This is a genomic window from Nocardioides sp. IC4_145 (genome assembly GCF_011250565.1).
Lineage (GTDB): Bacteria > Actinomycetota > Actinomycetes > Propionibacteriales > Nocardioidaceae > Nocardioides.
Window position 1 is genome coordinate 32,033 of record NZ_JAANMS010000028.1, and the last position, 20,807, is coordinate 52,839.

22 protein-coding genes are annotated in these 20,807 nt (G+C 73.1%); 3 read left to right on the forward strand and 19 right to left on the reverse strand.

All coding sequences use genetic code 11. The features are described from left to right. Positions 1–2: 2 nt before the first annotated feature. On the reverse strand, positions 3–1,241 hold the full coding sequence (hppD, locus tag G6553_RS12820) for a 4-hydroxyphenylpyruvate dioxygenase (RefSeq protein ID WP_166193354.1): 1,239 nt from the start codon (positions 1,239–1,241) through the stop codon (positions 3–5). Positions 1,242–1,323: 82 nt separating this feature from the next. Here hppD and G6553_RS12825 point away from each other — a divergent pair, with 82 nt between their 5' ends. Beyond that, positions 1,324–1,809, forward strand: coding sequence for an Lrp/AsnC family transcriptional regulator (locus G6553_RS12825; RefSeq protein WP_166193357.1), 486 nt, complete (start codon positions 1,324–1,326; stop codon positions 1,807–1,809). Between the two features lie 92 nt (positions 1,810–1,901). On the opposite strand, the gene G6553_RS12830 is transcribed toward G6553_RS12825, so the two are convergent. From G6553_RS12830 to G6553_RS12850, 5 genes are all read right to left on the reverse strand, one after another. Next, complete coding sequence (locus G6553_RS12830; RefSeq protein ID WP_166193360.1) at positions 1,902–2,549, reverse strand: helix-turn-helix domain-containing protein; 648 nt, start codon at positions 2,547–2,549, stop codon at positions 1,902–1,904. Between the two features lie 224 nt (positions 2,550–2,773). Further along, the gene (locus G6553_RS12835) at positions 2,774–4,546 is read right to left on the reverse strand and encodes a DEAD/DEAH box helicase family protein (RefSeq protein WP_207619733.1); all 1,773 of its coding nucleotides are present in this window, start codon (positions 4,544–4,546) and stop codon (positions 2,774–2,776) included. Positions 4,547–4,611: 65 nt separating this feature from the next. Continuing rightward, positions 4,612–4,884, reverse strand: coding sequence for a DUF3039 domain-containing protein (locus G6553_RS12840; RefSeq protein WP_166193366.1), 273 nt, complete (start codon positions 4,882–4,884; stop codon positions 4,612–4,614). 79 nt (positions 4,885–4,963) lie between these two features. Then, entirely contained in the window at positions 4,964–5,521 is a 558-nt protein-coding gene (locus G6553_RS12845) for a YqgE/AlgH family protein (protein WP_347565689.1), read from the reverse strand. A 159-nt stretch (positions 5,522–5,680) separates the two neighbouring features. Beyond that, positions 5,681–6,244, reverse strand: coding sequence for a hypothetical protein (locus G6553_RS12850; RefSeq protein WP_166193372.1), 564 nt, complete (start codon positions 6,242–6,244; stop codon positions 5,681–5,683). A gap of 132 nt (positions 6,245–6,376) precedes the next feature. Here G6553_RS12850 and G6553_RS12855 point away from each other — a divergent pair, with 132 nt between their 5' ends. Continuing rightward, complete coding sequence (locus G6553_RS12855; protein ID WP_166193375.1) at positions 6,377–7,090, forward strand: TetR/AcrR family transcriptional regulator; 714 nt, start codon at positions 6,377–6,379, stop codon at positions 7,088–7,090. 35 nt (positions 7,091–7,125) lie between these two features. Here G6553_RS12855 and G6553_RS12860 read toward each other — a convergent pair whose 3' ends face one another. From G6553_RS12860 to G6553_RS12910, 11 genes are all read right to left on the reverse strand, one after another. Further along, on the reverse strand, positions 7,126–8,142 hold the full coding sequence (locus G6553_RS12860) for a DUF3048 domain-containing protein (protein WP_166193378.1): 1,017 nt from the start codon (positions 8,140–8,142) through the stop codon (positions 7,126–7,128). A 157-nt stretch (positions 8,143–8,299) separates the two neighbouring features. After that, entirely contained in the window at positions 8,300–9,067 is a 768-nt protein-coding gene (gene fabG / locus G6553_RS12865; RefSeq protein WP_166193381.1) for a 3-oxoacyl-ACP reductase FabG, read from the reverse strand. 69 nt (positions 9,068–9,136) lie between these two features. Beyond that, on the reverse strand, positions 9,137–9,568 hold the full coding sequence (locus G6553_RS12870; RefSeq protein WP_166193384.1) for an HIT family protein: 432 nt from the start codon (positions 9,566–9,568) through the stop codon (positions 9,137–9,139). Further along, a complete protein-coding gene (locus tag G6553_RS12875) occupies positions 9,568–10,998 on the reverse strand; it encodes a M15 family metallopeptidase (protein WP_166193387.1) in 1,431 nt (476 codons plus the stop codon). Before G6553_RS12875 ends, G6553_RS12870 begins: the two co-directional genes overlap by 1 nt. Positions 10,999–11,118: 120 nt before the next feature. Beyond that, positions 11,119–11,823, reverse strand: a complete 705-nt coding sequence (locus G6553_RS12880; RefSeq protein ID WP_166193390.1) for a winged helix-turn-helix domain-containing protein — start codon at positions 11,821–11,823, stop codon at positions 11,119–11,121. 2 nt (positions 11,824–11,825) lie between these two features. After that, entirely contained in the window at positions 11,826–12,605 is a 780-nt protein-coding gene (pstB, locus tag G6553_RS12885; protein ID WP_166193393.1) for a phosphate ABC transporter ATP-binding protein PstB, read from the reverse strand. A gap of 21 nt (positions 12,606–12,626) precedes the next feature. Then, the gene (pstA, locus tag G6553_RS12890) at positions 12,627–13,697 is read right to left on the reverse strand and encodes a phosphate ABC transporter permease PstA (RefSeq protein ID WP_166193454.1); all 1,071 of its coding nucleotides are present in this window, start codon (positions 13,695–13,697) and stop codon (positions 12,627–12,629) included. A gap of 16 nt (positions 13,698–13,713) precedes the next feature. Further along, entirely contained in the window at positions 13,714–14,646 is a 933-nt protein-coding gene (gene pstC / locus G6553_RS12895) for a phosphate ABC transporter permease subunit PstC (protein ID WP_347565691.1), read from the reverse strand. Between the two features lie 130 nt (positions 14,647–14,776). Next, positions 14,777–15,886 (reverse strand): phosphate ABC transporter substrate-binding protein PstS, encoded by a 1,110-nt coding sequence (locus tag G6553_RS12900; RefSeq protein ID WP_166193399.1) that lies wholly within the window; start codon positions 15,884–15,886, stop codon positions 14,777–14,779. A 144-nt stretch (positions 15,887–16,030) separates the two neighbouring features. Next, entirely contained in the window at positions 16,031–17,068 is a 1,038-nt protein-coding gene (locus G6553_RS12905; RefSeq protein ID WP_166193402.1) for a hemolysin family protein, read from the reverse strand. Then, positions 17,068–18,444 (reverse strand): hemolysin family protein, encoded by a 1,377-nt coding sequence (locus G6553_RS12910; RefSeq protein ID WP_166193405.1) that lies wholly within the window; start codon positions 18,442–18,444, stop codon positions 17,068–17,070. Before G6553_RS12910 ends, G6553_RS12905 begins: the two co-directional genes overlap by 1 nt. 249 nt (positions 18,445–18,693) lie before the next feature. Between G6553_RS12910 and G6553_RS12915 the strand changes: the two genes are divergently transcribed. Continuing rightward, positions 18,694–18,933: a hypothetical protein gene (locus G6553_RS12915; RefSeq protein WP_166193408.1), complete on the forward strand. Its 240-nt coding sequence runs from the start codon at positions 18,694–18,696 to the stop codon at positions 18,931–18,933. Positions 18,934–19,064: 131 nt separating this feature from the next. On the opposite strand, the gene G6553_RS12920 is transcribed toward G6553_RS12915, so the two are convergent. Beyond that, the gene (locus G6553_RS12920; protein WP_166193411.1) at positions 19,065–19,931 is read right to left on the reverse strand and encodes a sigma-70 family RNA polymerase sigma factor; all 867 of its coding nucleotides are present in this window, start codon (positions 19,929–19,931) and stop codon (positions 19,065–19,067) included. Positions 19,932–20,072: 141 nt separating this feature from the next. Further along, positions 20,073–20,642, reverse strand: a complete 570-nt coding sequence (locus G6553_RS12925) for a hypothetical protein (RefSeq protein ID WP_166193414.1) — start codon at positions 20,640–20,642, stop codon at positions 20,073–20,075. Positions 20,643–20,807 lie beyond the last annotated feature (165 nt).

Here is a 20,807-nt window from a genome sequence, read left to right on the forward strand (position 1 = left end):
GGTCAGAGGTTGCCGCGGGCCTCCTGCTCGCGCTCGATCGCCTCGAAGAGCGCCTTGAAGTTTCCCTTGCCGAACCCGAGCGAGCCGTGCCGCTCGATGAGCTCGTAGAACACCGTCGGCCGGTCGCCGACCGGCTTGGTGAAGATCTGGAGCAGGTAGCCGTCCTCGTCCCGGTCGACCAGGATCCGCCGCGCCTTGAGCTCCTCGATCGGCACCCGCACCTGGCCGATCCGGGCCCGCAGCTCGGGGTCGTCGTAGTAGGAGTCGGGGGTGTCGAGGAACTCCACGCCGCTGGCGCGCATGACGTCCACGGTGCGCAGGATGTCGTTGGTCGCGAGCGCGATGTGCTGGCAGCCGGCGCCGTCGTAGAACTCGAGGTACTCGTCGATCTGGGACTTCTTGCGCGCGACCGCCGGCTCGTTGAGCGGGAACTTCACGCGGTGGTTGCCGCTCGCGACGACCTTCGACATCAGCGCGGAGTAGTCGGTGGCGATGTCGTCGCCGATGAACTCCGCCATGTTCGAGAAGCCCATGACCCGGTGGTAGAACTCCACCCACTCGTCCATCCGGCCGAGCTCGACGTTGCCGACGCAGTGGTCGACGGCCTGGAAGAGCCGCTTCGGGTGGTCGGCGGGGCGCACGAGCGACGAGGTGCGGGCGACGTACCCGGGCAGGTAGGGGCCGGCGTACCGCGAGCGGTCGACGAGCGTGTGGCGGGTCTCGCCGTACGTCGCGATCGCGGCCGTCCGCACGGTGCCGTGCTCGTCGGACTCGTCGTGCGGCTCGACCAGCACCGTCGCGCCGGCGGACCGGGCGTGCTCGATGCACGCGTCGACGTCGGGGACCTCCAGCGCCAGGTCGACGACGCCGTCGCCGTGGCGCCGGTGGTGGTCGAGGACCGGGCTGTCGGGGGTCACCCCGCCGGTCAGCACGAAGCGCGCGCTGCCCGAGCGCAGGACGTAGGACTTGCTGTCGCGACAGCCGGTCTCGGGGCCGCGGTACGCCTCGAGGTCCATGCCGAAGGCGAGCTGGTAGAACGCCGCTGCCTGGGTGGCGTTGCCGACGACGAAGCCGATCGCGTCCATGCCGGTGACCGGGAACGGGTCACGGCTCGCGTCGTACTCCACCAGCCCGACCAGCTCGCGCAGCTGGTCCAGGGTCAGGTCGGCCTTGAGCTCGTCGGCGGTGAGGGCGCCGCCGGTCGTCCCGGTGTCACGGGTCGGGTCCTGGGTGGTCGTCATGCCCGCAGCGTGGGCCAGGTCACGCAACCTGTGCAATGGTGCTTCGACACGCTGGACAACCTGCACAGTCGAGGGAGGGCCGATGGACGAGCTGGACGGCAGGTTGCTCGCCCTGCTGCACGACGAGCCCCGGCTGGGCGTGCTCGAGGCGTCGCGCCGGCTCGGCGTCGCGCGTGGCACCGTCCAGGCCCGGCTCGACAAGCTGGTCGCCCGCGGTGTGGTGACCGGCTGGGGGCCGGAGCTGGACCCGGCGGCGCTCGGCTACCCCGTGACGGCGTTCCTGACGTTGGAGATCCGCCAGGCGACCGTCGCCGACGGGACGGGTGGCCACGACGCGGTCGCCGCCCACCTGTCGACGATCGCGGAGGTGCTCGAGGCGCACACGGTGACCGGCACCGGTGACCTGGTCGCCCGCGTCGTCGCCCGCTCCAACACCGACCTCCAGCGGGTCATCGACGCCGTGCTCGCCTCCGACGCGGTCGTCCGCTGCTCGACCACCATCGCGCTGGCCACCCAGGTGGCGTACCGGACGCTTCCGCTCGCGCTGCGGGCGGCCGGGCGCTCGTGAGGTTCATCGGGGAGCCGACGGACCTGACGGCGCCCCGCTGGAACTCCATCGGGGCAGCGTCAGCTTCACCGGGGCGCCGATGAACCTCACAGCTAGGCCGACCGCAGGCGCTCGGCGACCTCGCGCGCGGCGTCGACGACCCGCGGTCCGACCCGGTCGACGTCGAGCTCGCCGAGGGTGACGATGCCGACGCTGGCCTCGATGCCGTCGACGTCGAGCACGGGTGCGGCGAGCCCACGTGCGCCGGCCTGGAGCTCACCGGACGTGGTGCACCAGGCGGGGCGCTCGGGGTCGCGGTCGCGGCCGAGCAGGACCGCCCGGCCGGCGGCACCCTGGCCGAGCGGGTGGCGGGAGCCGACCCGGTAGCCGACGTGGAAGTCGGTCCACGACGGCTCCACCACGGCGAGCGCCAGCGCCTCCTCCCCCTCGGCGACGGTCAGGTGCGCGGTGCACCCGACGGCCTCGGCGAGCGAGCGGAGCACGGGTGCGGCGAGGTCGCGCAGCACCGGCTGCACCGCTGACGCGAGGTGCAGCACCCCGAGCCCGACGTGGAGCCGGCCGCGACCGTCACGGCGTACCAGCGCGTGCTGCTCGAGCGTGCTGACCAGGCGGTACGCCACGGTGCGCGGCACGTCCAGCGCGCCGGCGGCCTCGGTCACCGTCAGCCCGTCGGGTGCGGCGGCGAGCAGGCTCAGCAGCCGCAGCCCGCGGTCGAGCGTCTGGGAGGTCTCGGCCGGCACGGGTGCAGCCTAGGGACACCCGCCGGGCACGGGCTGCGCCCGGCCGGGCGCAGCACGGCCCGGACGGCTGAGGTGGGGGCGGGTGGCCGGGGCGTCGACGATCGTTCAATTGCGCGGCTTTGGTCGTGGGCAAGCGGTTGCGCACGTCCACTTCCGCGCAATTGCGCGGAAGTGGACCGGCCCCGCGCGCTACTCGCCCCGCCCCGACCACCGGCCGAGCCGGGTCAGGACGACTTGCGCGTGGCCGCCCACTCACGGATCCGGTCGATCCGGGCGTGCAGCTGCTCGGCGTTGGCGACAGCGGCGGCCGGGCCACCGCACTCCTTGCGCAGCGCGGCGTGGGTGATGCCGTGGGCCTGGCCGGTGCGGTGGTGCCACGCGGCGACGAGGCCGTTGAGCTCGCGGCGGAGCACCGCCAGCTGCTCGTGGGTGCTCAGCTGGGCGACCGAGTCGCCGGCGGCCTCGGCAGGAGTGGCGACGGCCTTCTGCTTGCGCGCCCGGTCGCTCTGTCGCTGGCGCAGCAGCTCGCGCATCTGGTCGGGCTCGAGCAGGCCCGGGATGCCGAGGAAGTCCATCTCCTCCTCCGAGCCCACCTGCACCTCGCCGGCGTGGCCCCACTCGCCGCCGTCGAAGAGCACGCGGTCGAAGCGAGCCTCCGAGCCGAGCGCCTCGAAGGACATCTCCAGCTCGGCCGACGCGGCCTCGCTCTCGTTGGCCCGCGCGAGCAGCTCGTCCTCGGCGGCGAAGATGTCGCCCTCGTCGGTGACCTTGCGGCCCAGCACGTGGTCGCGCTCGACCTCCATCTCCGAGGCGAACCCGAGCAGCGAGGGCACCGACGGCAGGAACACCGATGCGGTCTCCCCGCGGGCGCGCGCACGCACGAAGCGACCGACGGCCTGGGCGAAGAAGAGCGGCGTCGCGGTGGTCGTCGCGTAGACGCCGACCGCCAGCCGGGGCACGTCCACGCCTTCGGAGACCATCCGGACCGCGACCATCCACCGGTCGTCGCTGTCGGTGAAGGCCGAGATCTTCTTCGACGCCAGCTTCTCGTCGGACAGCACGACCGTCGGGGGCTCCCCGCTGATCTGCTTGAGCAGCTTGGCGTACGCGCGGGCGCTGTCCTGGTCGGTGGCGATGACCAGGCCGCCGGCGTCGGGCACGTGGCGACGTACCTCCGAGAGCCGCTTGTCGGCCGCGGCCAGCACCGACGGCATCCACGAGCCCTGCGGGTCGAGCGCGGTCCGCAGGGCCTGGTTGGTCAGGTCCTTCGTCAGCGGCTCGCCGAGCCGCGCGGAGACCTCGTCGCCGGCGCGGGTGCGCCACGTCATGTCGCCGGAGTACGCCATGAACAGCACCGGCCGCACGACGTGGTCGGCCAGCGCGTGGGCGTAGCCGTAGGTGTAGTCGGCCACCGAGCGCGGTACGCCGTCGGGCCCGGGCGCGTAGGTGACGAACGGGATCGGGTTGATGTCGGAGCGGAACGGCGTGCCGGTCAGCGCCAGGCGCCGCGCTGCGGGCTCGAACGCCTCGCGGACGCCCTCGCCCCACGACAGCGCGTCGCCCGCGTGGTGGACCTCGTCGAGGATGACCAGCGTCTTGAACCGCTCGGCGCGGATCCGCATCGCCAGCGGGTTGACCGCCACGCCGGCGTACGTCACCGCGACCCCGACGTAGTCGGCGGAGGTCTTGCCCTTGCCGGCGGCGTACGTCGGGTCGATCGGGATGCCCGCGCGGGCGGCGGCCTCGGCCCACTGGAGCTTGAGGTGCTCGGTGGGGGCGACGACGATGATCCGGTCGACGATGCGCCGGCCGAGCAGCTCGGAGGCCACCGACAGCGCGAAGGTCGTCTTGCCCGCCCCCGGGGTCGCGACCGCGAGGAAGTCGCGCGGCTGGTCGGCGAAGTACTTCGTCATCGCCGCCTGCTGCCACGCGCGCAGCGACGGAGCGGTGCCCCAGGCGGCGCGCTCGGGCCAGGCAGGGCTGAGCGCGGGTGTCAGCGAGAGGTCGAGCTCGGTCTCGTCAGAGGTGCTGCGGCGGGCGGTCGGACGGTCCTGCCGTCCGGTCACTCGGCGTCCGAGCCGTCGTCGCGCATGCTCTCCCAGGCTTCCTTGCACTCGGGGCAGACCGGGAACTTCTCCGGCGCGCGGCTCGGCACCCACACCTTGCCGCAGAGCGCGACGACGGGCGTGCCCATCACCATCGCCTCGGTGAGCTTGTCCTTCTCGACGTAGTGCGAGAACCGCTCGTGGTCACCGTCGTCGGTGGGGACGGTGCGCTGGTCCTCGCGGACCCTCTCGTCGACGGCGGTGCCGGTCCCGAATCCGATCTGGCTCACGGGCCCAGCCTACGTCAGGACACCCCCGGACGCGGCAGTCGCGGGACCGCCTGTGGACCAGCCGGGGACCAGCCGAGGGTCAGTTGAGGTCGGGGTCCGCCGGGCGGGTGGCGTGCCAGGCCAGCTCGCCGGGCTGGCGGCGCAGCACATCGCGCCACAGGCCGTCGGGGTCGAGCCGGAACGGGTCCGCGGGATCGGCGGGTACGACGTACCAGCTGCCCTCCTCGACCTCGCCCTCGAGCTGCCCGGCGCCCCATCCGGCGTACCCGGCGAAGATGCGCAGCCCCGCCAGCGTGCCCTCGACCAGCTCCAGGGGCGTGTCGAGGTCGAGGAGGCCGAGCCGGCCGTCGATCGCCTGGAAGCCGACCGGTGCGTCGTCGGCGTCGCGCAGCAGCGCCACCGCCAGCGCACCTTCCGGGCCGACCGGCCCGCCGGAGAAGAGGACCTCGGGCTCGGCGACCACCTCGCCCCAGCCGCCGAGGACCTCCGAGACGGCGACCGGCGAGGGACGGTTGACCACGACCCCGAGCGCGCCGCTGGCGTCGGCGTCGAGGAGCAGGACGACGGTGTCGGCGAAGTTCGGGTCGAGCAGGGCGGGCGTCGCCACCAGCAACATCCCTGCCTGCAGCTCGCCCACCGTTCCATCATGACCCACCGCGCCGACAACGGGTGGGCTCGGCATGCATGACGGCCCCGGCCCGACGCGAGGGAGGGTGCGGGAGGTACCGCGAGGGAGGGGTGCGTCGGTTCCGGGGCCGTCAGCTCGAGGGCAGCCGACCGGTCCTGGGAGGACGGGTCAGGCTGCGAGGGCCGCGCGCAGGCGGCCGAGGCGGTGGCGCAGCGAGGCGCGGGCACCGTCGTGGGTGGCCGTCGTGGAGCGCGCCGCCGCGATGGCGGCGCTCAGGGTGCGCGCGCGCTGCTCGATGCGGGCGCCGGTCTCGGCGGCCAGGGCGGCGCCGCGGCTGTCGTGCACGCTCGCGCGACCGGCCATGATCGCGAGCAGGATGTGCTCCTTGCGGGTCGCCTTGGCGATGGCCTCGGCCATCGCGTCGTCGACCGGCTGCTCGCGGTGGTGGTCGAGGATCGCGCGGACGCCCGGCATCTCGTCGGCCAGCGCCCGCCAAGCGGCGATGACCGCGGCCTCGAGGTCCAGCGGCTGGCTCGCCAGCTCGCGCTCGATGCGGCCGGCGAGCCGGGTGTGCCAGCGCAGCGACAGCGCGCCGTACAGGGCGAGCTCGTCGCCGAAGGTCTCGCGCACGCCCGGCAGGTCCATCGGGAGGACGCCGTCACGGCGCTGGTCGGCGACGCGGGTCACGGAGCGCAGGATCTCTCCGCGGTTGTGAAAGGAAGTCCAGGTCATGGTCAGCTCCTTCTCGGGGTGCTCACATACTGTGAGTACGTACCCAGAGTACGGAGGCATACCCGCGGTATGCAACGTGCCGCCGGGTGATCCGCGCCACCTGGTCCGGCGGTCGGTGCCTAAACTGCCGGGATGCCACCGAAGCCGAGCGTCTCGAAGCTGGTGCCGAAGGTCCCCGGGGTGCCCGGCGTGACCGGCGCGAGCCGTCGCCAGCAGTACTCCGCCTCCACCAAGCGGGCGCTGGTCGACGTGGCCGAGGAGCTCTTCACCGACCTGGGGTACGCCGCGGCGTCCCTCGACTCGATCGTCGCCGGCGCGCGGGTGACCAAGGGCGCGCTCTACCACCACTTCAGCGGCAAGCAGGCGCTCTTCGAGGCGGTCTTCGAGCGGGTCGAGGCCGACGCCTCCCGCGCGATCCAGAAGGCGCTCAAGGGCAAGAAGGACCCGTGGGAGAAGGCGCTCGCCGGGCTCCAGGCGTTCCTCGCCGTGGTCCAGGAGCCGCGCTACCGCCGCATCGTCATCCAGGAGGGCCCGTCGGTCCTCGGCTACGAGCGTTTCCGCGAGCAGGAGGAGCGCTCGACGTTCGCCAACGTCCTCGAGATCGTGCGCGCGGTGCTCAGCGCCGGCACGTGGGAGCTCGAGGAGGAGATGCTGCAGACCTTCGCCCGCATCTTCTTCGGCGCGATGTCCTCGGCCGGCGAGTCCGTCTCCAGCGCCGACGACCCCATCGCCGCCGCCGAGCGGGTCGAGACCGCCATCGCGTTCATCCTCCAGGGCTTCCAGGCCCTCGCCGCCGACGGCGTGCCTCTTCCCGGCGCCTCTGGCGACGACGCCCCCGCTGGCTGAGCAGTGCAGGCCTGTTCGACCAGCGGACACCGGTGTCAGCGGCTGAAGGTGACGTTCCCGGCCTCGCGGGGGACGAGCTCGATCCAGGTGTGGCCGGCGGGGACCTTCAGCTCGCCCTGCTTGGTGGCGAGCTCGATGGGGGCGCCGAGGCCGTCCTTGGACCAGGTGCCGCGGACGACGCGGCCGTCGTGGAAGAGCATCGCCTCGCCCTTGCCCTCGAGCTTGGTCTCGGGCACGGGGTTCCCGGCCGGGTCGCGGTAGCCGGCGTCGCCGACCTCCACGCGCAGCACCAGCACCGAGTCGGCGGGGAACTCGTCGCCGGCCGCGGCGTACCCGTTGTCGATGGCGTAGCGCCCGTCGCGGAAGCTCCAGCTGGTCGTGTGGCCGCCGCCGAAGCTCGCGGCGAGGCTGGTGGCGGGCTTGCCCTTCGGCAGGTCGGCGGCGTCGCCCCAGGTGAGGTAGTCGGCGGGCCGCTCGCCGCCGCGGGTGAGGGTGGCGGTCTCGTCCATGCGCGCGAACAGGTTGTACGGCGCGCTGCGGCCGCCGGCGCGGTAGAAGCCCTTCGCGCCCTCGCCGAAGAACTCGATCCCCGCGCCGTTGATGCGCTTGATGGTGATCGGCGCCGCGCCGCTGGTGACCATCGAGGCGTCGACCGGGCTGACGATGCCGATGTCGCTGGCCCGCATCGAGCGGACCGGACCGGCGTCGTCGGGCACCTGCGAGTAGTAGAACGCCGCGAGACGGGTCATCCCGCCCTCAACGAGCTCCTCGACGACGAGGTCCGCGGAGCCGAGACCGACCTGCGGGGCGCTCGAGGAGGTGTTGTCCATCTTCAGCACGAGCACCGGGTGGTCCTGCACCGCGGAGTCGTCGCCCTCGACGGGCAGGCCGGTGAGCGGCCAGGTCGAGGCGAGCTGGGAGCCGGCGCTCGTCGCCTGCGGGTCGTTGCCCTCGTCTCCCCCGGCTCCGTCGTCCGAGCTCCCGCAGGCGGAGAGCACCAGGGCGGTGGCGGCGATGGTCGAGGCGAGGGCGCGGGTCCGGGTGCGGCGCACGGCGGGCTCCAATGCAGAGAGATTGACTAGTGGTTCGGTCGACTAAGGCCGACGAGTCCCAGTGTGCGGCGCACGGGCCGCAGCGGCGCGGAGGCGCGCCCGGACGGGAAGGTCGCCGACCGGCGGCGCCCTCCCCGTCCGACCTGGAGAGCAGGCGTCAGCCGAGCTTGGCGCCGCCGTCGACGTACAGCGTCTGGCCGGTGATGTACGACGCCTCGTCGCTGGCGAGGAACGCGACCGCGGCCGCGATGTCCTCGGGGAACCCGACCCGGCGCACCGGGTTGGCCTCGGCGTTGAGCTTGCGGAACTCCTCGACGTCCATCTTGAGCCGTGCGGCGGTGGCGTCGGTCATCTCGGTGGCGATGAAGCCGGGCGCGACGGCGTTGGCGTTGATGCCGAACGGGCCGAGCTCGATGCCGAGGGTGCGGGTGAAGCCCTGCACGCCCATCTTCGCCGCGGAGTAGTTGGCCTGGCCGCGGTTGCCCAGCGCGGAGACGCTGGAGAGGTTCACGATCTTGCCGTACTTCTGCTCCACGAAGTGCTTCTGCGCGGCCTTGGTCATCAGGAACGCACCCTTGAGGTGGACGCCCATGACCAGGTCCCAGTCCTGCTCGGTCATCTTGAACAGCAGGTTGTCGCGCGTGATGCCGGCGTTGTTGACCAGCACGTGGATGCCGCCCAGCTCGCTGACGACCCGCTCGACCGCGGCGTCGACCGACTCGGCGTTGCTGACGTCCGCGCCGATGCCCACGGCCTTCGCGCCGTCGACGACCGGCAGCCGCCCGGCGGCATCGGCCGCGGCGGACTCGTCGAGGTCGATGATCGCGACCGACGCACCCTCCTCGGCGAACCGGGTGGCGGTGCCGAACCCGATCCCGCGGGCGGCTCCGGTGACGACGGCGACGCGCCCGTCGAATCGACCCATGACTGCACTCCTGATTGCTCGGTGGCTGTGGCCCGCCGGATGCGGACGATCGCACACGCTACGACAGCGCTAGGACAGCGCGGCACGCAGTCTCGCGGCGTACGCCGCCCGCTCGGCCAAGTCGTCGTACCGGTGCCGCGGCCAGAAGAACCCCCGCAGCCCGTCGCCCTTCGTGCGCGGCACGACGTGCAGGTGCAGGTGGGGCACGGACTGGCTGACGACGTTGTTCATCGCGACGAACGACCCCTGGGCCCCGAGCGCGTCGACCACCGCGGTCGCGAGCCGCTGGGCGTGGGCGAGGAACGGGTCGCGCAGCGGGGCCGGCAGGTCGGGCAGCGTGACCACGTGCTCGCGCGGGACCAGCAGGAGGTGGCCCTTGAAGACCGGGCGCTGGTCGAGGAAGGCCACGAAGTCGTCGTCCTCGAGCACCCGGTCGGCCTCGGCGTCCCCCGCCACGATCGCGCAGAAGACGCAGCCGGCCGGGGCCGCGGCGCGCGCCATCAGTGGCACACCTCGAGGCCACAGGCGCGGGCGACCGGCCCGGGGACGACGCGCCCGCTCGTGGTGCGGGCGTCGAAGTGGTGGGCGTCGAAGGTGCCGTAGGTCCAGCGCAGGCCGTGGGCCGCCATCAGCCGCACCACGGCGTGGCTGCGCGAGCGCCAGGCGACGCGGGGGTGGCTGCGGCCGACCCACCACGAGTTCGGCGTCCACCCGTGCGAGGCGCGGTAGGGGTTCTCCCACGGGTTCACGTCCAGCGACCGGCCGTAGGAGTGCGGCGAACGGACGCCGGGCCGGCCGACCACCCAGCGGCAGTTGAAGGCGGAGGTGTTGCCCGCCGCCATCGAGCGGTAGTCGTCGGCGCCGTTGAGCCGGCCGGACCAGCCGAACCGGTCGACGCGGTACATCGAGCGGATCGGGAAGCGCCGCTCGTGCATCGCGGCCAGCGCCCGTCCGATGCGGCCGGCCGCGCTCGCCGCGGCGACCACCTCGCCGCGGTGCCGATAGCCGTCGTACCCGTAGTAGTTGACGCGCACCAAGCGCAGCCCCGCGCGCCCCACCGGGCAGCCGGGGCGCCAGCTGCGGCCGACCATCGAGCGCCACACGCCGTCGGGGACCTGCGAGATCCGCAGCTGCGGGCCGGGGCCGCTGGCGCGGGGCTGCGGCGGCAGGGGGACCCGGGGGCGCGGCGCTCCCGCGGGCAGCACGACCGGCTCCCCCGGTGGCACGTTGTCGACGCGGTGGACGCCGCTGGTCGCGCGGCCGGCCCACGGCGTGCCCGTCGCGTCGGCGCGCCACGCGGTGTCGACCCGCGGGCGCACGACGAGCTCGGCGCGACCCTGCTCGTCGGTGCGCAGCGTGCGCGCGAGGGTCCAGCTCCCGCCGCGGGTCTTGCGGAACAGCTCCACCCGGCCGGCGACCGGCTGCCCGTTGCCGGTCCGCCACGCCACCCGCACCGGAACGCGTCGCTCGTCGACGACCCGCTGCGGCCCGCGGACGCGCACCTGGCTCGTGCGCCTGAGCAGGGGTACGGCGACCGGCCCGCTCGTCGCGGGTGCGTACGTCGCGTCGCCCGCGTACGCCGCGCGGAACACGTTGTCGGCCGGCCGTCGGGCCAGCACCGGCTCGGCCGCGACCCGGCCGGTCGCGTCGGTGACCGCGGCCGCGAGCGGCGTCCACGTCCCGCCCCGCCGCCGCTCGAGCGTCACGGGCACGCCGACCACCGGCGTCCCGTCGGCGGCCGTCAGCGTCGCGACCAGGTCGGTCGGCCGGTCGGCGTACCGCGCCGGTGCCGCGAGCGTCAGCGTCGTGGCGACGGGCGGCGGCTCACCCGGGTCGCCCGGGTCGGCAGCAGCGGCCGGGACGAGCCCGACGACGAGGGCCAGGCCGGCCACGAGGGTGAGGAGCAGGGAGGTCCAGCGCCCGAGCAGCATGCAGGGATCATGCCGCCCGACCCGCCGGGGTCGTGTGCCCCACGCCGCGCCCACCCGCGTCCGCAGGCACACGACCGCCATCAGGACCGGTCCTGCGGACCCCGCCGACCCCGCCGACGCTCAGTCGAGCGCGAGCGCGTAGCCGCGGCCGCGCAGGCGACGGATCCGGGCGACGCCCTCGAGCCGGTGGCGCAGCCGGGCGACGTGGACGGCGATCGTGTTGTCCGACGGGCCCTCGCCCGCGTCGCCCCACAGCGACGCCCGCAGCTCGTCGTTGCCGACGACGCCGGGGGCTCGGCGGAGCAGGGCGTGCAGCAGCTCGAACTCCTTGCCGGGCGGGTCCGGCACCCGCTCGCCGTGGATCCAGACGGCGTAGCTGTCGACGTCGAGCACGATGGGGCCGTGCCGCAGCTGGGCCTGCGGGCGCAGCTCGGCGGCGGGCCGCGGGACCGCCGCCCACAAGGCCGCGCCGGAGAAGGGCCGGGTCAGGACGCTGCGGGCGCCGGCCAGCACCATCCGCCCCGCGAGCGCGACGTCGCCGGGGTCGACCAGCGCGACGACCAGCGGCGCGTCGTGCCGGCGGAGCGCCGTGACGACGTCCACGGCCCCGGCGTCCGCGACGGCGGAGGACACGACGACGACCTCGGGACGCGCCTCACCGAAGTGCACCAGGCCGTCGAGCGCCGAGGCGGACCCGCTGACCTCGACGCCGTCGCAGCGCAGCTCGTTCGCGACCTGCTCGACGTCCTCGGCCGGGCCGATGACGTGCACCGGCACGGCGTACGACCGCGTGCCCTCCGGCCCGATCCCCGAGATGTCCAGCACGATCAGCCGAACCGGCCGGAGATGTAGGCCTCGGTCGAGGGGTCGTCGGGGTTGGAGAAGACCTTGCTGGTGGCGTTGAACTCCACCAGGTGGCCCGGCTCCCCGGTCGCCTTGAGGTTGAAGAAGCCCGTGTCGTCCGACACCCGCGCCGCCTGCTGCATGTTGTGGGTGACGATGACGATCGTGTAGTCGGACTTCAGCTCGTGGATGAGGTCCTCGATCGCCGCGGTGGAGATCGGGTCGAGCGCCGAGCACGGCTCGTCCATGAGCAGCACCTGCGGCTCGACCGCGATCGCGCGGGCGATGCACAGCCGCTGCTGCTGGCCGCCGGAGAGGCCCATGCCCGGCTTGTTGAGCCGGTCCTTGACCTCGGTCCAGAGGTTGGCGCCGCGCAGGGACTTCTCGACGATGGCGTCCGCCTCGGACTTCTTCATCCGCTTGGAGTTCAGCTTGTTGCCCGCGAGGACGTTGTCGTAGATCGACATCGTCGGGAAGGGGTTCGGCCGCTGGAAGACCATGCCGATCTGGCGACGCACGGCCACCGGGTCGACGGAGGGGTCGTAGAGCGACTGGCCGTCCACGACGACCTTGCCCTCGACGCGGGCGCCGGGGATGACCTCGTGCATGCGGTTCAGCGACCGCAGGAAGGTCGACTTGCCACAGCCGGAGGGGCCGATGAAGGCGGTCACCGCGCGGGCACGGATCGTCATGTCGACGCCCTCGACGGCGAGGAAGTCCCCGTAGTAGATGTTCAGGTCGGAGATGTCGATGCTCTTGGCCATGGGAGGTGTCCTTGGTGGGTGTCAGCGCCCGGTCTTGGGCGCGAAGATCTTGCCGACGGCTCGGGCGAGGAGGTTCAGCCCCATCACGATGGCCACGAGGACCAGGGCGGCGCCCCAGGCCCGGGCGGTCTGCTCGGCGTCGTACTTCCCGCCGGTCGTGACCGAGGAGAAGATGAAGACCGGCAGCGTGGCCATCCGGCCGTCGAACGGGTTGAGGTTCAAGGTGGTCGTGGTGCCGACGATGATGAGCAGCGGCGCGGTCTCGCCGGCGACACGGGCGATCGCCAGCGTCACGCCGGTGACGATGCCGCCGAGCGCGGTCGGCAGCACGACCTTGACGATCGTGCGCCACTTCGGCACGCCGAGGGCGTACGACGCCTCGCGCAGCTCCTCGGGGACCAGCTTGAGCATCTCCTCGGTCGCCCGCACCACGATCGGGATCATCAGCACCGACAGCGCGACGGCGCCGCCGATGCCGAACCGGACGCCCGGCCCGAAGATGAGGGTGAACAGCGCGAAGGCGAACAGTCCGGCGACGATCGACGGGATGCCCGTCATCACGTCGACCAGGAAGGTCACGGTCCGCGCGAGGCGGTTGCCCTTGCCGTACTCGATCAGGTAGATGGCGGCCATCACGCCGATCGGGACCGAGATGGCAGTGGCCAGCGCCGTGATGATGAGCGTGCCCATCAGCGCGTGGTAGATGCCACCGCCGGCGCCGAGGACGCCGCGCATGTCGTAGGTCAGGAACGAGCCGGAGAGCACGCCGTAGCCGTTGCTGACGACCTCGTAGACCAGGCTGACCAGCGGGATCATCGCCAGCCCGAACGTCGACCAGGCGATCGTCGTGACGAGGCGGTCCACCGCGCGTCGGTTGCCCTCGACCACCGAGGACCAGGCGGGGAGCCCGATGATGAGCAGCACCCAGGCGAGCACAGCGATCGCGACGACGGACCAGCCGAGCAGGAGGCCGGGGAGGGCGGCCAGGCCGATGGCCAGCACGAGGGCGAGCCATGGTGCGTACCCCGGCATCTGCGGCGCGACCAGGGGCATCTGGGTGGGTGGGGCGGCTGCGGGCCGCTCGTCGGTCATGGACACGCGTGCCTCCTCAGGCCTTGATCTGGCCCCGAGCCGCGATCCAGCGGCCGAGGAAGTTGACGGCGAACGAGACGACGAACAGGACCAGGCCGCTGAAGATCAACACGTTGATCTTCGTCCCGGACGCGTTGCCGAAGTTCAGGGCGATGTTGGCGGCGATCGTCGACGGGTTCTCCGCCGAGATCAGGTCGAAGGTGATGATCCCGCTCGCGGAGAGCACCATCGCCACGGCCATGGTCTCGCCGAGCGCGCGACCGAGGCCGAGCATGACCGCGGAGATGACACCGGAGCGGGCGTAGGGGAAGACCGTCATCCGGATCATCTCCCAGCGGGTGGCGCCGAGCGCGAGCGCGGCCTCCTCGTGGATGCGCGGGGTCTGCAGGAAGACCTCCCGGCAGATCGCGGTGATGATCGGCAGCGCCATGACCGCCAGCACGATGGCGGCGGTCAGGATGGTGCGGCCGGTCTGCGCCGGGCCGTCGAAGAACGGCAGCCAGCCGAGGTTGTCCGCCAGCCAGACGTACACCGGCAGGATCGCCGGCGCCAGCACCGCCCGGCCCCAGAGCCCATACACGACGCTGGGGACCGCGGCGAGCAGGTCGATGAGGTACGCCAGCGGCCGGGCGACCTTGCGGGGTGCGTAGTGGGAAATCACCAGCGCCACCCCGACCGCCAGTGGTGTCGCGATGAGCAGGGCGATCACCGCGGCCAGCAGCGTGCCGAAGAGCAGCGGCCAGACGTAGACGACGATGTTGTCCTTGCCGTAGGCCTGCTCACCCGAGGCGCTGATCGCGGGGACGCCCTCGATGATCAGGAAGATCGCCACGCCCGCAAGCGCGAGCATGATGACCAGGCCCGCGCCGGTGGCGAGGCCGGCGAAGATCGAGTCTCCGCGGCGTCGGCCGCCCGGCGGCGCTTCGGCCACGGTGGTCGTGGTGGACACCTGCTGCTCCCTCGTGTCGTGCTGGTGCTCGGTGGTGGCCCTCGGCCCGGTGGGGCCGGAGGTGCGCGGGACGCGCGGGCGAGGGCCCGACCCGGTCCGGGTCGGGCCCTCGCTCATGCTCCGTAGGACGTCACTCGGCGGTGATGCCCTCGACGAGGTCCTGGACCTCGGACTGCAGGTCGTCGCTGAGCGGGGCCGAGCCGGCCTCCTCGGCGCCGAACTCCTGGCCCTCGTCGCTCACGATGTACTCGAGGTAGCCCTTGGCCAGTGCGCCGGCCTCGGCCTCGTCACCGGTGTAGGACGGGCAGGCCAGCAGGTAGGAGATCAGCGTGATCGGGTAGACGCCGCCCTCCTCGGTCTCGTAGTCGAGCTCGAAGACGACCGAGCCCTCGCCACGGCCCTCGACGCGCGGGGAGACGTCCAGGATGGCGGCCGCGGCCTCGGCGGTGGGGCCGACGAACTCGTCGCCCACGCCGACGTTGGCGACGCCCAGGCCACCGGCCTGGCTGGCGTCGGCGTAGCCGATGGAGTTGGTGCCGCTCTTGACGGCCGAGACGACGCCCGAGGTGCCCTGGGCGCCCTCGCCGCCGAACTCCTGCGGCCACACCTCGATCGCGCCGGCGGTCCACACGTCGCCCGCGACGATGTCGAGGTAGTTGGTGAAGTTCTCGGTCGTGCCCGACTCGTCGGAGCGGTGCACCGGGTTGATGCGCTCGGACGGCAGGTCCGCGTCCGGGTTGTCGGCGACGATCTCCTCCGCGTCCCAGCGGGTGATCTCACCGGCGAAGATCCCGGCGATCGTGTCGGGCGACAGGTTGAGCTCGTCGACGCCCTCGACGTTGAAGACGACCGCGATCGGGCTGACGTAGTTCGGGATCTCGATCGGGGCGTCGCCGCCGCAGCGCTCGGTGGCGTCGGTCAGCTCACCCTCGTCGTCGGTGAGGAAGGCGTCGGAGCCCGCGAACGGGAACGCGCCGGAGATGAAGTTCTCGCGGCCACCGCCGGACCCGACCGGGTCGTAGGTGACGGTGGCGTCGGGGTTGGCCTCCTGGAAGCCGACGATCCAGGCGTTCTGCGCGGCCTCCTGGGAGGAGGCGCCGCCGGCGGCGAGCTGGCCGGAGAAGTCGCCGCCCTCGGCGTCGCTGCCGCTGTCGTCGTTGCCGGCGCTGCAGGCGGAGAAGGTGAGGGCGAGGGCGACGAGGCCCGGGATGACCGCCGTACGCACGGAGGTGGTCTTCACTGGTGCTCCTGATGACTCGTGAACGTGACGATCCAGAAGCTAGGCAGCGAAGGTGTATGAACCTGTCGGCGAACGTGAACGAAGGATGAACGACAACCGGACATCCATCCGCTGGTCGTGACCGTCGTCCCACCGCCGCCACCGTCAGGCCCCGGCCGGCACCTCGCCGCGCCGGTCCTGGAGCGGGAAGAGCCGACGGAGCAGGTCGGCGACCGTGACCAGGCCGCGCATCGCGGCCGGGTCGGCGGGGTCGGTGACGACCGCGAGCTGGTTGCGGCTCTCGCGCATGCGGCCGAGCGCGGCGTACACCTCGAGGTCCGCGGGGAGCCGGAGCACGGACCGGGTCACGGTGTCGAGGGACGCGTCCGCATCGAGCTGGAGGGTGTCGCGCACGTGCACGACCCCGTCCACGCGACCGGCGTCACCGACCAGGATGCGCAGGTGACCGCTGCGGCGGCTCGCGTCCTGCACGTCGGCGACCCGGGCACCCTGCGGGACCGCGGTGGGCGGCGTGGGGCGCAGCAGGTCGCCGAGCGTCAGGGTCTCCAGCTCCAGGGCGCCGGACAGCTGGGCGGAGTACGACGCGTCGAGGGCGCCGACGTTGGCCGAGTGCTCGACCAGCTGGCGCAGCGCGTCGACGTCCTGCCCGTTGCCGACCTCGTCGACGGGCTCCACCCCGACCCGGCGCAGGCACCAGTTCGCGGCGTCGTTCAGCACGTTCAGCAGCGGACGGGTCAGCCACATGTAGGCGCGCATCGGGATCGCGAGCATCGTCGCGGACCGCTCCGGGTGGGCGATGGCCCACGACTTCGGCGCCATCTCCCCCACCACCAGGTGCAGGAACGTCACCACGACCAGGGCCAGCACGAAGCCGGCGACGTCCGCGACCCAGTACGCCGCACCCCAGGCCTCGAAGACCGGCGTGAGCCAGTGGTGCACGGCCGGCTTGGTGATGGCGCCCAGGGCGAGCACCGACACGGTGATGCCCAGCTGGGACCCGGCGAGCAGCACGCTCAGCTCGGTGGAGCTGCGGAGCGCGGCCCGCGCGGCGCGGCTGTCCGCGGCGGCGTCCTCGAGCCGGTGCTTCCGAGCCGCGATGAGCGCGAACTCGATCGCCACGAAGAACGCGCTCGCGGCGATGATGACGACGGTGGCGACGGCCACCACGACGGGGTTCTCCATCAGGACTGCTCCTCCGGTCCGGGACCGGCCAGGTCGAGGGTGATGCGGACGGCCGCGGGGACGTGCTGCTCGACCTCGACGACCTCCATGCGGGCGTAGCGCACGACGGGATCGCCGTCGTGGGCGAGGTCACCGAGGTCGTCGGGCAGGCGCACCTCGACCACCGTCCCGACCTGGGGCAGGCGGCCGTGCTCGGCGATCACCAGGCCGGCGATCGTCTGGTAGTCGCCCACGGGCAGGTCCTGCGCGATGGTGCGCTCCACCTCGTCGACCGGGAGGTCGCCGGGGACCAACCACGAGCCGGGGTCATCGTCCACCGACGGCGCGCGCTCGTCCTCGGGGTCGTCGTGCTCGTCGGTCAGCTCGCCGACCAGCTCCTCGGCCAGGTCCTCGAGGGTGAGGAGACCGACGAAGCCGCCGTGCTCGTCGACGACCGCGGCGAGCTCGTTGCGCGTGCGCGCCAGGTCCTCGAGCGCGTCCGGCAGCGCCATCCGGGTGGGCACCACGAGCGGGGGGCGGGTGATGTCGGCCAGGGTGGCGGTCGGCGCGGCGTCGAGCACGTCGCTCAGGTGCACCACCCCGACCACGCCGCCCTGCTCGGGGTCGACGACCGGGTAGCGCGAGTGGCCCGTCGCCATCAGCGCGCGCACGGCGCTCACCGCGGTCCCGGCGGGCACCACGTCGACGCGGGGGCGAGGCACCATGGCGTGCTCGACGTCGCGGGTCGGGAAGTCGAGCACGCGGTCGAGCAGCACCGACAGCTCCGCCGGCAGGTCGCCCGACTCCCGGGAGTCGGCGACGATGTGCTCGAGGTCGCGAGCGGTCGCCGAGTGCTCGACGTCGTGCACCGGCTCGATCTTGACCGCCTTGAGCAGCAGGTTCGAGGCCTGGTCGAAGACCCAGATGAAGGGCCCGGCCACGCGGAGGTAGCCGAGCGTGGATCGCGCCAACCGGTCCGAGACCGGCTCGGGCCGCGCGATCGCGAGGTTCTTGGGGAACAGCTCCCCGAAGAGCATCTGGATGATCGTCGAGAACGCGAGCGCGAGCACCGTCCCGACACCGACGCCGACCGCGGTCGGCACGCCGACGCCGCCCAGCAGCTCGCCGAGGGAGTCGCCGATCAGCGGCTCGGCGACGTACCCGACCAGGAGGCCGGTCACGGTGATGCCGAGCTGGGCGCCGGACAGCATGAACGACGTCCGGCGCGTGACCCGCAGGGCGCGTTGCGCGGTGGCGTCACCGCCCGCCGCACGCGCCTTGAGGCGGGAGCGGTCGACCGCCATGTAGGCGAACTCCTGAGCGACGAAGTAGCCGGTGGCCGCCGTGATGGCGAGCACGACCAGCACGCCCAGGAGCAGGGAGAGCACCGGAGTCATCGGCCACCCTCCTTCACGGCGTCACGCACGGTGCCGCTCGACAGGGTGGCCTGGGCTGGTCGGGGTTTCTTCCTGCGCATGGTGGTGGGTTGAACGGTCGTGCCGGGTCGCGAGTTCCCGATCCCCCGTCGTGCGACCTCCGTCCGTGATCTCGTCCGGGTCAGTCACACTCCGTCCTCCTCGTCCGTCAAGGAGGTGGAGGTACCCCTTCGCAGCACCGCCCGCCCCATCACACCGAGGAGAGACGCGATGAAGACGATGACCTGCCGCCAGCTCGGCGGTCCCTGCGAGCACCCGCACACCGGCGAGACGGCCGACGACGTCATCAAGGCGCAGGACCGGCACCTGCGTGAGGCGGTGCGGGCCGGCGACACCAGCCACCAGCAGGCGCACGAGGACATGAAGGGCCGGTGGCGCCGTCCGGTCAGGGCGCTCGGGTGGTACCGCGACGCCAAGAAGGCCTTCGCCGACCTCCCCTCCGCCGGTTGAGCAGGGAACGCTGCCCCTCCGCTGGTTGAGCAAGGGAGGCCGTCAAGGCCTGACCGTCGTCGAAACCGGTGAGGTGCCCACCACCGCAACCACCGCGACCCGGACGACGACGTACGCCGCCGGGCACCGCCTCAGCCGCGCGTCCCTCCGCCGGCCGGAGCCGCGCCCCGTCGCGGTCGGACGCTCGCGAGCAGCTCCGGCTCGGCGCGGAAGTCGATCCGGGCGACCCTGCCGTCGACGACGCTGAAGTCGAACGCCACCCGCGCCTCGCCCCGGTGCACCCACGCCGCGCCGGGCCGCCCGTCGACGTACACCGGCAGCGCCGCCTCGGCCGCGCCGTCGAACATCGCGGCGACCCCCTCCCGGCCGGCGATCCGCCCGGGCGTGCCGGCGGCGACGGCGGCCCGGTCGCCGACGACCACCGCGTCGGGCGCGAGCAGGTCGAGCAGCCGGCGCAGGTCGCCGCCGCGCGCCGCCGCGAGGAAGGCGTCGACGACCTCCCAGTCCGCGAGCGTGTCGTCGAGCGATGGCTGAGCCACCTTCGCGCGGGCCCGGGAGGCGAGCTTGCGGGCCGCGGTCGGCGAGGTGTCGAGGATCGTGGCGATCGTAGGGAAGTCGTGGCCGAAGCTGTCGTGCAGCACGAACGCCACCCGCTCCCCAGGGCTCAGCCGGTCCAGCACCACCTGCAGGGCCACGCCCACCGTGTCGGCGAGCGTCACGTGATCGGCAGGGTCCTCGGCGTCGCTGCCCGGGTCGTCGTCGAGGAGGTCGAGCGGGTCCTCGGGCACGGGCACCTTCGCCCGCAACCGGTCGAGGCACAGCCGGGTGGTGACGGTGGTCAGCCAGGCCGGCAGGTCGCGCACCTCCCGGGAGGTGCCGTGCAGGCGCAGCCACGTCTGCTGCACGACGTCCTCGGCCTCGACGTCGTCGCCCAGCACACGCGCGGCCAGACGCACGAGCCGCGGTCGCTCGTTCTCGAAGGCCGCCGTCTGCTCCACCAGGTCCGTCCTTCCCCGTCCGCTCCGACGCGGACGAGCACCTCCCTCGGACGATAGAGGACCCTCGCTGCGACGTGGTGGGACCTGCGTGGCGCCACGGGCGGTCGGGGGCGGCCGCCAGGGCGGTTCACCGAGGCGCGGTCAGCACCGACGGGTCCGCACCACGTCGACCGACCGTGGTCCGGTCCCCGCGCGGACCAGCGTGCCGGTCCCCGCGAGGAGCCGGCGGTGGTGCGCGGCGAGGACCTGGCCGACCGCCCGACCGCTGGTGACGAGTCGGGGCTCGATCGCACCGAAGGTGTCCGGCTCGGCCGAGAGCAGCGTCAGTGTCACCGCGGCGTCACCGAACGGGGGCAGCCCCACGGCCCATGCCGAGCGGACGCCGAGCTGGGTCGCCACCCGGCTCCACGCCCGGTGGTGCTGGTCGAGCCGGATGTCCGGCACGACCGTGCTGACCCCGTCCGCGAGCGGGTCGCCGGCGAATCCGCTGCCGTGCCGGTGGGTGACCTCGTCCAGGAGCAGGAGCGCCCTGCTCGACGCGGCCAGGCGTCGCGGAGCGAGGTGCCGGGGGTGCCAGGCGAGACCGACGTGGGCGGCTTCCAGCTGACCGACGACGAAGTCGACAGCGATGGCAGCGGCCTCGCAGAGCCCGGTTGCCGTCGCCACGTCGTCGGCGAACCTGACGAGGTCCTTGTTGCGGACGGTCACCATCTCGGCCTCCCAGGAGCAGTGGTGCCGGGTCGAGCACCGCCGCCCGACCGTCGCACAGCAGCCGGGGGACGAGCCGCCGGCGCCGCGGCTCTACCCAGATTTCGGCAACGGCTCTCCTCGGACCGAGCGGCCGGGACGACGAGAGCCGCCCCGACCGAAGTCGGA